The following is a 13,443-nucleotide window of genomic DNA, read 5'->3' as shown; positions in this document are numbered from 1 at the left end:
CCCCTACTTGATGCCGAGCTCGGCGCAGCCGTCGGCGTACTCGGCGGTGCAGACGTCGGCGGCCTTCATGATGCCGCTGTCGAACAGCACCTCCTTGATGTTCTCCTTGGTCACCACAGTGGGGACGAACAGCTCCGACGGGGTGTCGAAGAGCGTGTCCTTGCCGGCGGGCTTCTGGCCCTGCATGAACTGGTAGGAGACGTCGGCCGCGGCCTCGGCCACGATCTTGATCGGCTTGGAGATGGTGTTGTACTGGTCGCCCTTGATGATGCGCTGGGCGGCGGCCACCTCGGCGTCGTTGCCGGTGACCGGCGGCACCTTCTTGCCCGCGGCCTTGAAGGCCGAGATCGTGCCGCCGCCGGTGCCGTCGTTGGCCGCGACCACGCCTGCGATGTCGTCACCGAACTGGGTGATCTGGCCGCTGACCCAGGCCTGCGCCTTGGCCGGCTCCCAGTCGGGGGTGTCGTACTCGGCCAGCAGCTTGAAGCCGCTGGGGTCGATGGCGCTGTGGATGCCCTTCTTGATCAGGCCGGCCGCGGCGTCCGTCGGCGAGCCGTTCACCTGGAGGAGGCCGCCCTCGGCCTTCTCCTCCTTGAGGTGGTCGACGAGCGACTGGCCGATCAGCGCGCCGATCTTCTCGTTGTCGAAGGAGATGTAGTAGTCGGCCGGCTTGGCGGGGATGGGCCGGTCGTAAGCGATCACCGGGACCTGCTGCGCCTGCGCGGTCTGCACGATGGTGGCCGCCGCCGCGGAGTCGACCGGGTCGATCACGATCGCCTTGACGCCCTGCGCGAGCGCCGAGTTCGCCTGCTGCTGCTGTTTGGCGGCGTCGGAGTCGGCGTTCTGGTAGATGACCGTGCAGCTCGGGCAGAGCTGCTTCATCTTGGCCTCGAAGAGCGGCTTGTCCTGCAGCTCGTATCGGGTCGAGGCGAGGTCGGGCATGAGGAAGGCCACCTTGGCGTTCTCCACCGCCGCGCCGTTTCCGGTGGGCGCGGTGGCGTCGCCACCGGTGGCGTCGGAGCCGCACGCGGCCAGTGCGGAGGTCGCCAGGACCGCCGCCGCGGCGAGCACGGTGGTCCGCATCTTGGTTCTGTTCACGGGATCATTCCTCACTCGCTTCGTCCTCGCGGACGATCTCATTGCGTCGCTCATCGACGTCGCTCGTCCCCCCGACTGCGACCGAGGGACGTCCCCCACAGCAGGTGACGTCCTGTGATGCACTTCACGCTAGCGTGAGGCCGGAACATTTGTCCAGCACGGATGTTCAATGTGTTCACATGTCGGTAACACCGAGTCAACCCGAAGGGGACTCGTCCGCGATAGGCGGCGAGCAGGATCCCGGCGGTCAGCGGGAGGCGACGAGCAGGCTTTCGGCGGTCAGCGGGAGGCGACGAGCAGGCTTTCGGCGGTGAGCGCGTCGGTGACGAGATGGTTGAAGTAGCCGCCCTTGGCCCCGGCGATGATCGACAGGACCTTCTCCGCCCCGACCGCCACGGCGATCGAGCACGGGATCCGCCGCAGCTCCTCCAGCCCGGTCGCGACCAGGCGCTCGCTGCCCGGATAGTCCACCGGTGCGCCGTCGCGGTCGTAGAACCGGGAGCACACGTCGCCCACGGCCTGGCGCAGGCTGGGCGCGTCGCGCGGCACGAACGCGGGCACCACCTGCCGCATCAGCGGCGGCGAGCCGACGCCCACGATCGCGCACTTGGCCTGCGCCCACAGGTCCATCACCCGGCGCACCGACGGCTCGTGCTGCAGCGAGTAGAACAACTCCGGGCCCGGCAGCGCGGGCGCGTAGAGGTAGCTGGGCACGCCGCCGAGCCGCTCGGCCAGCAGCCGGGTGGCCTCGTTGGTCTGGAACCAGGGCTGCGGATCCTGCTGGCCGCCCACGGCCGGGGCGATCGTCACGCCGGGGAAGTGGCCGAGGCCCTCGCGGGCGCACTCGTACACCGTGCTGCCCGACGACACCAGCACCACGTCGCCGGACTCCAGCTCCGCCCTGGCCAGCGCTCTGGCCAGGCCGGGGGCGAGCATGGGGCCCATCGCCGGGCCGCTGACCTTGGGCACGAGGTAGACCCGCTTCAGCGCCAGGGCGTCGGCGACCTCGCTGGCCAGCGGGCCCTCGGCCAGCGCGGCGGGCTGGTGCACCCGGATCTCGACGATGCCCTGCCTGCGGGCCTCGGTCAGCAGCCTGCTCACGGTCGCCCTGCTGACGCCGAGCCGTTTGGCGATGTCGGCCTGGGTGGCGTCCTGGAGGTAGTACTGCGACGCCGCCGCGTACATCAGCTCCTGGGGGAAGCGGGCTTCCTGGGTGGTGTCGGCGGCATTCATGCGCGCGCTCCCTGAGCTAATGAACGATTGTGCTGAACGTATGCGCAAACGACTATACCTTCGCGCCCCCCGCAGTGAACGGTAGCGATTCCGTACAACTCACGCGAGAGAGAGCCGGCCACCAGGCGTCTCACGCGAGAGAGCCGGCCACCAGGGCGTCGCCCAGCGGGGTGCGCGCGTACAGCACGCTGCGGCCGGTGCGGGTGCCGCTGATGAGGCCCGCCCCGCGCAGCGCCGCCACGTGGCCGCCGGTGCCGCCGAGGCTCTGGCCGAGCAGCGCGGCCAGGTGCGTGGTGGTGGCCGGGGTGGCCAGCTCGGACAGGACGCGGGCGCGCGAGCGCCCGAGCAGCGCGGCCAGCCCCGCGCCGGCCCCCGGCGGCTCCGCGGCGATGCCGCGCGCCGGATAGAGCAGCGCGTACGGCCACGCCTCCTCCAGGTAGGCGCCGACACTGGCGGTGAACACCGACGGCAGGAAGAGCAGCCCCCTGCCGCCGAGCCGGTGCCACTCCTCACGCCTGCCCATCGCGATCGCGATGTGGCCGTCGTCATGCCAGCGGACCTGCGCGTTGAGGTCGTCGAGCGCGGCCCCCCAGCCGGCGGTGACCAGCCGCCCGGCACGCTGCACCACGTCCCGCTCCAGGATCGCGTGAAAGCGCGGCCAGCTCTTGGCGAGGATCTCCGTCCACAGCGCCTCGAAGGCGTCGGCGATGAGCCGTACCACGTCCGGCCCGAACAGCAGCTCCCTGACCTCGGCGGGTGCGGGCGCCCTGGCCGCCAGCACCTGCGCGATCTCCCGGTGCGCCACGTCGAGCGGGGTCGCGCGCATCGCGGCCAGCTCCACCTCGAACGGCACGCTCGTCCCCGACGGCGGGGGCGCGATGAAGTCCACGTTCGCGCTGCCCATGTTGCCGGAGATCACCGCGGTCGCGCGCAGCGCGGGGTGCCGGCGCGCCAGCTCCTGGTACGGTCCGCGCCAGCGCTCCACCCACCGCCGGTGCACGCCCGCCGCGGTCCGGCCCTCCAGCACCCACTGCGCGTGCATGGTCTCGATCAGCGGGGAGATGGCGAACCTGCTGGCCGCCACGTCCTGCGGGGTGACCTCGATCCTGAACACCACCTTTCGGTTATATCCGAAAGCTTCGCCAGTCGGTCCGCTCCGGTCCCAGCATCGGAGGCGTTCCTTCGACCGACCTTGAGGAGAATCGTGTCCACAGAGCGCGGCGCCACCTACGGCGAGGTGTTCGCCGTCCGGGAGTTCCGGGTGCTGTTCGGCAGCTTCGCGCTGCTCGTCGCCGGCGACTCCATCAAGATGCTGGCGCTGTCGGTGCTGGTGTACGCCCAGACGGGGTCGCCCGGACTGTCGGCCGCCGCCTACATGGCCGGGTGGCTGCCCTACATCGCCGGCGGGATGTTCCTGCTGTCGCTGGCCGACCGGCTGCCGCCCCGGGCCGTCATGGTCGTCGGCGAACTGGTCCGGGTGGTGGTGTGCCTGCTGCTGGCCTTCGCCGGGCTGCCGGTCTGGGCCATGCTGGCGCTGGTGCTGGTCACCGGGCTGTTCTCGCCGGTGTTCGGCGCCGCGCGCAGCGCCCTGCTGCCGGACGTGCTGCCGGGGGACGCGTTCGTGCTGGGCCGCTCGCTCCTGGGCGTCACCTCGGCCGGCGCCCAGGTGGCCGGCCTGGCCGTCGGCGGCGCCTTCCTGGCCGTGGCCGGCCCGCACGGCGCCCTCGCGGCCACCGCGGGACTGTCAGCACTGGCCGCGCTCCTCCTCCGCTACGGCCTCCCGTACCGCCCCGCCCGCCAGACAGGTGCGGGCGGGCAGGGGGCGGTGCGGACGACAGTGCGGGTGAATCGGCTGCTGCTGGCCGATCCTCGGGTGCGCGGGCTGCTGCTCGCCTCCTGGTTGCCGCCGCTGTGCCTGGCCGGGGCGGAGGCGATGATCGTGCCCTACCTGGGCGGTCAGGGCCAGGCGGGTGTGGTGCTCGCGGCGGCCGCGGTCGGCATGGCGGTCGGTGAGTTCGCCGTCGGCAGGTTCGCCGCACCGGCGCTGCGCGAACGACTGTCGCTGCCGCTGGCGGCACTGCTCGGGATCCCGTGGCTGGGCTTCCTGGCCGCACCCGGGGCCGGCTGGGCCGCCGCGATCGCGGCCACGGCCGCCGCGGGGCTGGCCTACCAGCTCGGCCTGCAGCGGCGCTTCGTGGACGCGGTGCCGGAGGAGGTGCGCGGGCAGGCGTTCGGCCTGCTGTCCACCGGCCTGATGACCGGGCAGGCCATCGGGGCGGCGCTGATCGGCGTGCTCGGCGAGCTGTTCTCCCCACGGCTCGCGATCGTCGCCGCCGGCGGCGCGGCCATCCTGGTGGCACTCGCCCTGTCCCGAGCCCTCCGCCCGGAGACCGTGCTGTCTCTGGAGGCCCTTGGGAAAAGAGAGGAAGGTATAGCGCCCTGATGCCGGCCCGACGGCCTAGCCGTCATGATCGTCGTCCGGATATTCCGCGCGAGCTCAAGCCCTTGCTGCGATGACGGACGCCAACGGCAGCAAAGGTCACCATCCCCGCCGGCGAAGGCGCCCTCGGCGGCGACTACACCACCGCCCTGGCCTACGACGCCGCAGGCAACCTCCGCGAACAGACCCTGCCCACAGCAGGCGGCCTGCCCGCCGAAAAGGTCACCTTCTCCTACACCGACCTCGGCTTCGCCGACAGCATGACCTCCGACCTGGGCGGCTTCACCTACATCAAGAACACCGCCTTCACCCTGACCGGCAAGCTCGAAAGCCGGACGCTCGGCGCGAACGGTCAGATCAAGCGCCTGCTCGAACGCGACCCCACCACCGACTGGCTGTCACGCGTCACCACCCAATCCAAAGCCGACACCTCCACCCCCGACACCGTCCAGGACGACCAGTACGGCTACAACATCGCCGGCAACATCACCCGCGTCCTGGACGCCGCCTCAGCCACCGGCGGCACCGTCGGCCAGTCCGAATGCTTCACCTACGACGGCTTACTCCGCCTCAAGAGCGCCCACACCACCACCGCGAGCTCCTGCGCCGGCTCCGGTGACGGCCTCGGCATCGACCCCTACCAGCAGGCCTACGCCTACGACAAGGTCGGCAACCTCACCACCCTGACCTCCAACGGCCAGAGCGCCACCTACACCTACCCCACCCCCGGCGCCACCGCCGTCCGCCCCAACGCGGTCACCGCCATCACCCACCCCGACCGCACCGACACCTACGCCTACGACGACGCCGGCCAACTCGCCGCCCGCACCGTCAACGGCAAACAGGCCACCCTCACCTGGAACCCCCTCGGCCAACTCGACCAGGCCACCATCGACGGCCAGGACACCTCGATGGTGTACGACGCCGCAGGGGAACGCCTGATCCGGCGTGACCCCGACGCCAGCGTCACCCTCTACCTCGGCTCGACCGAACTCAAGCTGATCGCGGGCCAGGTCACCGCCAAGCGCTACTACAGCTCCCCGGACGCCTCCCTGATCGCCATGCGCCAGAGCACCGGCGTCACCTGGATGCTCGCCGGTCTGCACGGCAGCACCCAACTCGCCGTCAACGACACCACCGGCGCGGTCAGCCGCGAACGCTACCTGCCCTTCGGCCAGCGCCGCGGCGACGACGACCTGCCCTTCACCGACCGCGGCTTCCTCGGCAAAACCGAAGACCCCTCCACCGACCTCACCTATCTGGGCGCCCGCTACTACGACCCGGCCATCGCCAAATTCATCTCCACCGACCCCGAACTCGACCTGCGCACCCCCGAATGGGCCAACCCCTACAGCTACGCCGCCAACAACCCCATCGACCAATCCGACCCCGACGGCCGCCGCGTCGACACCGGCGGCGGCAGCACCGACAAGAGCTACGGCTACTCCCGCAGCAAGAAGCGGCCCAACGCCAACCAGAACTTCGCCAAGACCCACCACGCCAGCGGCAAGAAGAAAACCAGCCGCGAACGCAAGATCCACAAAAAGCGGCAGCAGAAAAACGAGGCATCTCGTAAGAAGGAAACCGAAAAGCGCCGTCAAGAAGCCAACCGAAAGCGCTATCGCGAAGATGCCATCCGGAAACAAGCGGACATGGACTATCTGACGGCAATAAATGGACTTACGGCCGGAGACGATCGAGGGGCCCAAATCGGCGTCAACGTTCCCACCCGGAACATACGATCGCTGCGCATCCGTATCCCCAGCACACGATTCAAGCCATTCAAATCGAACACCAAACATTCCTGCAGCAGCTTCGTCCCCGGCACCAAAGTCCTCATGGCAGACGGCGCCACCAAACCCATCGAAGACATCAAAGCCGGCGACAAGGTCATAGCCACAGACCCCACAACCGGAAAGACAACAGCCAGGAAGGTCCTCGACCCGATCACCTCCAAGGGCGTCAAGAACCTGGTACGGGTAACCGTGGGCAGCGGTGATGAGGCCGGCGTTTTTACCGCAACCGGCGAGCACCCCTTCTGGGTGCCGACCACCCGGCAGTGGCAGCAGGCAAACATGCTGTGGCCAGGGCAGTATCTGCGCACAGGCGGGGGAACCTACGTCCAAGTCTCGGCGATCACCGCGTGGACCTCCGCAGAACAGCGCGTCCACAACCTCACCGTGGCCGACACGCACACGTACTATGTGGTGGCAGGGGCTACGCCGGTCCTCGTTCACAACAGCGACTGCGTCGTCGGGGGCACTCCTGGCAGTAGGCCAGGTAAGCCGTTTACGCCTGCCGGCAAGGGAAAAGTTGTCGACGAAAACAAGGAAAAGTACGGGGCTCCGACGTGTGAGATATGCGGCAAGGAAGTTGTTCCCCCCAAGAAATCACAGCGCGGAGTCACGCCCCCCGAAAATGAATGGCAGATCGATCACATTCAGCCTAAGTCGCGAGGTGGGTCGGGTGATCCCTCTAACGGCCAGGTATTATGTCGTGTCTGCAACAGGGAAAAATGGGATAACTGAAAGGTGATTTCCTGTGAGTGGCGAATTGGAAGAGTCGGACCCGAATGCAGTTCAACAGAAGATCCGTAGCGACTTGGCGACCCAGGGGTGGAGCTGGATTTGGGTCTTCGACCCTGAAGCGGAACACTCTCCCTTTGCTTATAGCATCGGGTTCGGTTCCAGCTTCGATCATGCCGAAGTAGTCGTATCTGGCCTTCCGGAGGAGACTTCAGGCAGCGTCTTGAGTTCAGTTCAAGTCATGCTCGCTGGGGGGCATGCATATAGAGATGGCGACATCTCCAGTGACATTCTTGAGGGGTTCAATGTGCAGTTCAGGGCAATCTCGCAAGGTCTGCTGATCGCCAACCTGGCACAAGCGTCGGTTTTCTACGGGAAGAAGCCTTTCGGTGCCCTCCAGCTGTTTTGGCCGGATAGCGATGGAAACTTTCCTGGCGAAGAAGGTGCGCCTGCCTGGCTGAGTGACCGACAAGCCTTGTCGATGTAGCCGGAGCCAGGCTGTCCTGACGATCCCCATAGTTCCTCCCGATCAGTAGGTTGCCGATCCATATCCGTGAGGATACTGCGGTCCAATAGGTAAGAGTCGTCGTGAAACCCTCGACCATGGAGCATTCAAGTCCAGGTTGATCGTGGGTCCTATCTGGCTAGTCGGGGCAGGGATTCGGCAAAGTCGATTGCGCAGAAGATGCCGCATTAGAAAGACTTAGGAAAGCCTTACAACGTTCTCTTCAACCGATCACGGCCCTTTTGCCTCGTGCGGTAACCCAGCGGCAGTGCACCATGAGAAAGACCCAGTCCGGCCACTGAGATAATCTCAGCGAAATAGTTCGGACAATCGGGATTCTCGGGCGCCGTAGGTAGCGTTCCGGGCCTTTCGGGAGGAGCCACCGAATGGCCGGAAACAGACGTGGAGCCCTCCGGTAGAAGAGCTCTCACCACGCTCAACCAGCCGGAAGGCGCCACGTGATTGCTCATCGCGCCACGCTCGACGTCTCCCGCGCACTCGTTCACACCTCGCCCGGCTCTTGCACGAGGAGCCCCGGCTGTGCAGCACTCCGAAAGACAGCCGGGCGTTGACTCCGTTTCGGCAAGTGGTCATGGTGCTGTGCTGGTTCCGCGGTGAGCGTGACCTCCCCAAGCTCGGCCGTGACCACCGCGTCTCCCGGGCCACCGCCTACCGCTACATTCACGATCTCGCAGCGCAAGCACCAGATCTACAGGAAGCTCTCGACCGTGCCCACGCCGACAGCCTGGCGTACGTGATCCTCGACGGGACCCTGATTCCCACCAACCACTGCGCCGAGCAAACCCCAGCGTCAAAGGAGAGTCCATCGACGCCTGGTACTCCGGCAAGGCCCAGCAGCAGGCCGACAACCTCCAAGCGCTGTCGGCACCAGGCGGGCTACCCTTGTGAATCGCCGACGTGGAACCCGGCTCCGTCCACGACCTGACCGCCGCTTGGGGGCAGGTTCTCGGCGCGCTGTACGCCGCAGCAGCCCACGGCCTGCCCACCCTCGCCGACAGCGGTTACGACGGCGCCGGAATCAGTATCCACACGCCCATCAGGCAGCCCGAAGGAAACCAAATCCTCAGCCGGACAACCGCACCTACAACTGGCTCCTACGCGCCCTGCGATGCCTCGGCAAACGCGGCTTCGCCCTGCTCAAAGGCCGCTGGCACACCCTCCCGCACATCACCATCAGCCCCAGCAGAATCAGCGACGTCGCCCGCGTAGCGCTTGTCCTCACCCATTTCGAGCACGACCACCTACCGGAACTTCACTGAGATCACGTCACTGCCGCCGGACTTCCCGTAGCTCCCGCTGAGCCCAAAGCTCCTGCCCAAACGCGGACATCTGGTTCGCCACCTGCCCTACCAGACCTCCCGCCAATCCTACAGAAGTTCCAAGATCACTTCTTTTTCCGCTCCCGTGTAGGTTTGGAGCTCGCCAACGCAACCACAGCAGCCGAATTCGTCGGTGACTCGTCAGACAGTGGCCTGGCGGAGACGCCGCCCGCTTCATTGTCGGGAGACCGCTCGGGCAGCACGACCTCTCCCTGCCTGCGGCGCGGCTTTGGCACTGACGGCTCGTTGGACAAGGCGAACTCTGCCCAGATCGCGCGCCCGGTGATCGCATCGCTCGCGACCCCACCCGGGCCGCCAGCTCGGCCACCCCTGCCAGCCCACGCCCGTCCTCGGCCTGAGCGGGAACTACCCGCCGGGCCGCCTCCTGCGCACGGTCGAAATCTGGCAACCCAGGGATCACCGACGAGCATGGGATGGTCAGCTCCAGGTACCCATCTATGCGGCAAACGATGAAGAAGCGCATCGGCGGCAAAACCCGTACCTCAATTAAGAGTGGACCGTGCAGCAGCTTCGTCCCCGGCACCAAAGTCCTCATGGCAGACGGCGCCACCAAACCCATCGAAGACATCAAAACCGGCGACAAGGTCATAGCCACAGACCCCACAACCGGAAAGACAACAGCCAGGAAGGTCCTCGACCCGATCACCTCCAAGGGCGTCAAGAACCTGGTACGGGTAACCGTGGGCAGCGGTGATGAGGCCGGCGTTTTTACCGCAACCGGCGAGCACCCCTTCTGGGTGCCGACCACCCGGCAGTGGCAGCAGGCAAACATGCTGTGGCCAGGGCAGTATCTGCGCACAGGCGGGGGAACCTACGTCCAAGTCTCGGCGATCACCGCGTGGACCTCCGCAGAACAGCGCGTCCACAACCTCACCGTAGCTGGCACGCACACGTACGATGTGCTGGCAGGCAACCAAGCTATCCTGGTTCATAACAGCTCTGATCCCGTCGATGAGATCAATCCGAATGACGTTCGTTTCACGCAGAACAATATCGGTTCTCAATTTCGGGACGGTCATTCTATCGAGGAGACTAGAGATGCTCTCAAGGGCGGTACATTAAGCCCGCGACCCGATCCGCCTGGTGAAGCGGGATGAAAAGCTTTATACACTTGACAATCGGCGTCTCGTCGCATACCAACAAGCTGGCCTCGATTCTGTACCGCATCGGATGGCGACGCCAGCCGAGATCCGGAAGGAGTGGCGTAAGAAGTTCACGACAGAGACTGATGGAGTGGGCATCCAGATCAGAGGTGGCGAGTGGCATGGATCTTGTGGCTGAAACTGAACGCATCGCAACAAGGGAAGACTTGGCGAATTTCGTCGCCGCGCTGGCTGCTGCTGCGGCCTCATCGGAAGTAGATGAGTGGGAGAATAATAATCTTCCACGTTTCCTGGATGGCCTATCGGGCTGGCTTCATGGAATGGAAGGCTATTTTATTAATCAAGGCTTGAATGGGCCTGAGCAGCCTTCGTGGAAGCTCGTAGGAGAAATGCTAGCGGCAGCGACTCTATATGAATAAGCGGGTCTGATGGGTAATTTCCTATTGAAATTCGGCACTTCTGCGTACGACCAGGCCCGGAAGTAGTAAGCATTCAGCAGCTCAAGATCGCGATGGTGAGCAGCGCCCGCGCGGTGGGATGATCTTTGGGTGCCGAAGGCCCCGGAGCGTCACCCGTCGTATGACGAGCTGGCCGCATTGGTGGTCCGGCAGATGGCCACGATCGAGGCCCAGCGCGAGACGATCGCGCGGCTGGAGGAGACGGTCGACCGGCTGACCGCGCGGGTTGTCGAGCTGGAACGCAGGCTGGGCCGCAACTCTGGGAACTCGTCCTTACCGCCGTCCAGCGACATGTTCGTCCGGCCGGACAAGAAGTCATCGGTCGACACGGGGAAGAAGCGTGGCCGCCAGCCGGGCGCACCCGGCGCGGGCCTGGCCATGGTCGAGTCCCTGGACCAGGTCGAAGAGCACGTCCCGGACACGTGCGGCGGCTGTGGAAAGGCGTTGTCGGTGGCCGACAGCATCGGCTTCGCGCGTCGTCAGGTCCGCGATATGCCCCGGTTACCGTGACGGTGACCGAGCATCGCACGCACCGGTGCCGATGCGGTGGTTGCGGCCGGGGCACCACAGCGGTCTTGCCCGAGCAGGTGGCGGGGTCCCCGTCGTCGTATAGTCCGAACCCGCGCGCGCTGGCCGCCTACCTGCTGGTCTTCCAGCACATCCCGGTCGAGCGCTGTGCCCAGCTGATCGCCGACATTTCCGGAGCCCGGGTGTCACCTGGCTGGGTGCCGTCGGTTCTCGCCGAGGCCGCGACTCCGGTCATCGACAGTGTCAAGCTGGTCCGTGCGCTGCTGACGCTCATCCATGTCCTGCACGAGGACGAGACCACCACGAGGATCGGGACGGCACGCCGCTGGCTGCACGTGGCCTGCACCAGCCGGTTGACGATGCTCGGCCTGGGCGAGCGTTCCCGCGATGGAGCCAACTCTCTCGGCGTGCTGCCCGAATTTCGGGGGGTGCTGGTCCATGACTCGCTGTCGCTGTATGACGGCTACCCCGGCGCCCGCCACCAACTGTGCGGATCACACCTGGTCAGAGAGCTGACCACCGCGGCCGAAGACCATCCCGGCCAGCGGTGGCCCACCCAGATTCGCTGGGCTCTGGCGGAGTTGAACAAACAGGTTGGCAAGGCCCGCGCGGACGGACAGGCCGAGATCCCACCCGAGCGAGCCAAGGTCTACCTCAAGTCCTTCCACCACGGCATCCGCATCGGGCTGTCGTTGCATCTTCGCATGCCCGGACGCAAACAGTCCCCGGTCGTAACCTGCTCGAACGTCTCCAGCGGCGAGTCTGTGACGTGCTGCGCTTCGCCGACTTCCCCGGCTGGGTGCCGTTCACCAACAACGCCGCCGAGAGGGCGCTGCGGCCGGTCAAAACCCAGGTGAAGATCTCGGGCTGCCATCAATCGCGCAGCGTCACAGATCCTTCTGAATGCTTACACCCCTTCACCAACCGCGTCACGCTGGATCTTCCGCTGATGCCATGATCCTCTAGATCAGAGGACGGGAACTGCAGTCAGCTCAGCTCGTCGAACTCGCCGTCCTTGAGACCCTCGGCGAATGCGCGCCATTCAGCCGGGGTGAAGGCGAGAACAGGGCCGTCGGGGTCTTTGGAATCGCGTACGAGGAACAGGCGATTCGAGACCTCGGCCTTGTCGAGCTGGAGATCTTGAGCGTTCACGGCAGCTACCTCGACACAGTTCGCGCCGTCGCCACTGCGCGCGCTCTTGTGCCACTTGATGTCAGACAGGTCCACTTGAGACACCCGGACTTTCTATGTGTTGCTGAACAGTTTCCGCAAAATGATCACTTAGCCAGATCCGAGATCAGCACTCTCGACTCCCCCGGGTCGAGCGCCAGCGCTCGGAGGTGGTCGAATGCAAGAGTGTAACGATAAATCTCCATTTCACTCTCTACATAGAGACTACTCGTCATACTCTCGACATACACCACCTCAGGATCGTAGGGCTCTCGGAACTCCATGATGGCGAACTGCCCGGCAGTCGCCGGATGCGCAGCCTTGGAGGAGGGAAGCACTTGGATGGTGACGTTGTCCCGCTTGGACAGCTCTGCGAGCTTGGCGTACTGGCCTGTCATGATGTCCGGACTGCCCACCTGTTGGCGGAGCACTGACTCGTTGATGATCGTCCAGAGGCGAAGCGGACTTTCCTCCTGCAGGAGGAGTTGCTGTCGGGTCATGCGCATCTCGACCCGACGTTGGACCTCGGCGGGCGGGGAGAGGGCCATCACCGCCGCACGGATGATCTCTCGCGCATACTCCTCGGTCTGAAGAAGCCCGTTGACGATCAGCGGATCAAAGCTGCGCATGAACGCTGTGTCGGCCTCCAGTTCTATGTACGTGCCGTAGACGCTGGGGGTGGAGTCGGCGTACGCATCCCACCAGCCACGTTTGCGTGCTGTCCGAGCAAGCGCATGCAGGGCCACGCGTTTGTCGTCGTCCACGCCGTAGAGATCAAGCATGGCCGTGAGGTCGGGCGCAGTGATCCCGGTGCGGGCGGTCTCGATGCGCGAGACCTTGGCTATGGACCACTTCAAGCGCTCGGCTGCCACCTCGATGGTCATCTCGCTTCGCTCACGCAACCTGCGCAGCTCACCCGCCAGTCGTCGGCGTCGCACTGTCGGGCCTCGTCCAACCATCGCGATCTCCAGAATCCCGCAAAGGTGCTGTGTCAGCACGCATCCTAGCGTGCTCAGCAGCAC

Annotated in this window: 12 protein-coding genes and 2 pseudogenes; 9 read left to right on the top strand and 5 right to left on the bottom strand. The window is 65.8% G+C overall.

Annotation, left to right across the window (positions count from 1 at the left end; translation table 11 throughout):
• Window positions 1-3: 3 nt before the first annotated feature.
• From OHA68_RS03445 to OHA68_RS03435, 3 genes are all read right to left on the bottom strand, one after another.
• Window positions 4-1,098, bottom strand: coding sequence for an ABC transporter substrate-binding protein (locus OHA68_RS03445; protein ID WP_327106326.1), 1,095 nt, complete (start codon window positions 1,096-1,098; stop codon window positions 4-6).
• 279 nt (window positions 1,099-1,377) lie between these two features.
• Window positions 1,378-2,331: a sugar-binding transcriptional regulator gene (locus tag OHA68_RS03440; RefSeq protein ID WP_327106325.1), complete on the bottom strand. Its 954-nt coding sequence runs from the start codon at window positions 2,329-2,331 to the stop codon at window positions 1,378-1,380.
• Window positions 2,332-2,461: 130 nt separating this feature from the next.
• Window positions 2,462-3,448 carry an ArsR/SmtB family transcription factor gene (locus tag OHA68_RS03435; RefSeq protein ID WP_327106324.1) on the bottom strand — a complete coding sequence of 329 codons (987 nt, stop codon included), beginning with the start codon at window positions 3,446-3,448 and terminating at the stop codon, window positions 2,462-2,464.
• 87 nt (window positions 3,449-3,535) lie between these two features.
• Between OHA68_RS03435 and OHA68_RS03430 the strand changes: the two genes are divergently transcribed.
• The 9 genes and pseudogenes from OHA68_RS03430 (at window position 3,536) to OHA68_RS45275 (ending at window position 12,209) form a co-directional block, all read left to right on the top strand.
• Window positions 3,536-4,774, top strand: coding sequence for an MFS transporter (locus OHA68_RS03430; RefSeq protein ID WP_327106323.1), 1,239 nt, complete (start codon window positions 3,536-3,538; stop codon window positions 4,772-4,774).
• A 257-nt stretch (window positions 4,775-5,031) separates the two neighbouring features.
• Window positions 5,032-7,299, top strand: a complete 2,268-nt coding sequence (locus OHA68_RS03425) for an RHS repeat-associated core domain-containing protein (protein ID WP_327106322.1) — start codon at window positions 5,032-5,034, stop codon at window positions 7,297-7,299.
• Window positions 7,300-7,312: 13 nt separating this feature from the next.
• Complete coding sequence (locus tag OHA68_RS03420) at window positions 7,313-7,783, top strand: DUF4262 domain-containing protein (protein ID WP_327106321.1); 471 nt, start codon at window positions 7,313-7,315, stop codon at window positions 7,781-7,783.
• Between the two features lie 476 nt (window positions 7,784-8,259).
• Window positions 8,260-9,081 (top strand): annotated as a pseudogene (locus OHA68_RS03415) (transposase family protein).
• 530 nt (window positions 9,082-9,611) lie between these two features.
• A complete protein-coding gene (locus OHA68_RS03410) occupies window positions 9,612-10,259 on the top strand; it encodes a Hint domain-containing protein (RefSeq protein ID WP_327106320.1) in 648 nt (215 codons plus the stop codon).
• Window positions 10,260-10,426: 167 nt separating this feature from the next.
• The gene (locus OHA68_RS03405) at window positions 10,427-10,684 is read left to right on the top strand and encodes a DUF7660 family protein (RefSeq protein ID WP_327106319.1); all 258 of its coding nucleotides are present in this window, start codon (window positions 10,427-10,429) and stop codon (window positions 10,682-10,684) included.
• 129 nt (window positions 10,685-10,813) lie between these two features.
• Window positions 10,814-11,233: a DUF6444 domain-containing protein gene (locus tag OHA68_RS03400; RefSeq protein WP_327106318.1), complete on the top strand. Its 420-nt coding sequence runs from the start codon at window positions 10,814-10,816 to the stop codon at window positions 11,231-11,233.
• A pseudogene (locus tag OHA68_RS03395) lies at window positions 11,146-11,910 on the top strand (IS66 family transposase); the annotation flags it as partial. The gene OHA68_RS03400 and the pseudogene OHA68_RS03395, both read left to right, overlap by 88 nt.
• Window positions 11,799-12,209 carry an IS66 family transposase gene (locus OHA68_RS45275; RefSeq protein WP_407674483.1) on the top strand — a complete coding sequence of 137 codons (411 nt, stop codon included), beginning with the start codon at window positions 11,799-11,801 and terminating at the stop codon, window positions 12,207-12,209. The pseudogene OHA68_RS03395 and the gene OHA68_RS45275, both read left to right, overlap by 112 nt.
• A gap of 29 nt (window positions 12,210-12,238) precedes the next feature.
• Here OHA68_RS45275 and OHA68_RS03390 read toward each other — a convergent pair whose 3' ends face one another.
• On the bottom strand, window positions 12,239-12,478 hold the full coding sequence (locus OHA68_RS03390) for a DUF397 domain-containing protein (RefSeq protein WP_327106316.1): 240 nt from the start codon (window positions 12,476-12,478) through the stop codon (window positions 12,239-12,241).
• Window positions 12,479-12,528: 50 nt separating this feature from the next.
• Window positions 12,529-13,380: a helix-turn-helix domain-containing protein gene (locus tag OHA68_RS03385; protein WP_327109447.1), complete on the bottom strand. Its 852-nt coding sequence runs from the start codon at window positions 13,378-13,380 to the stop codon at window positions 12,529-12,531.
• Window positions 13,381-13,443 lie beyond the last annotated feature (63 nt).

This window comes from Nonomuraea glycinis, from assembly GCF_035920485.1.
Taxonomy (GTDB): Bacteria; Actinomycetota; Actinomycetes; order Streptosporangiales; family Streptosporangiaceae; genus Nonomuraea; species Nonomuraea glycinis.
Note: the sequence above shows the minus strand (reverse complement) of the source record. Positions and strands in the feature narration are given on the sequence as shown.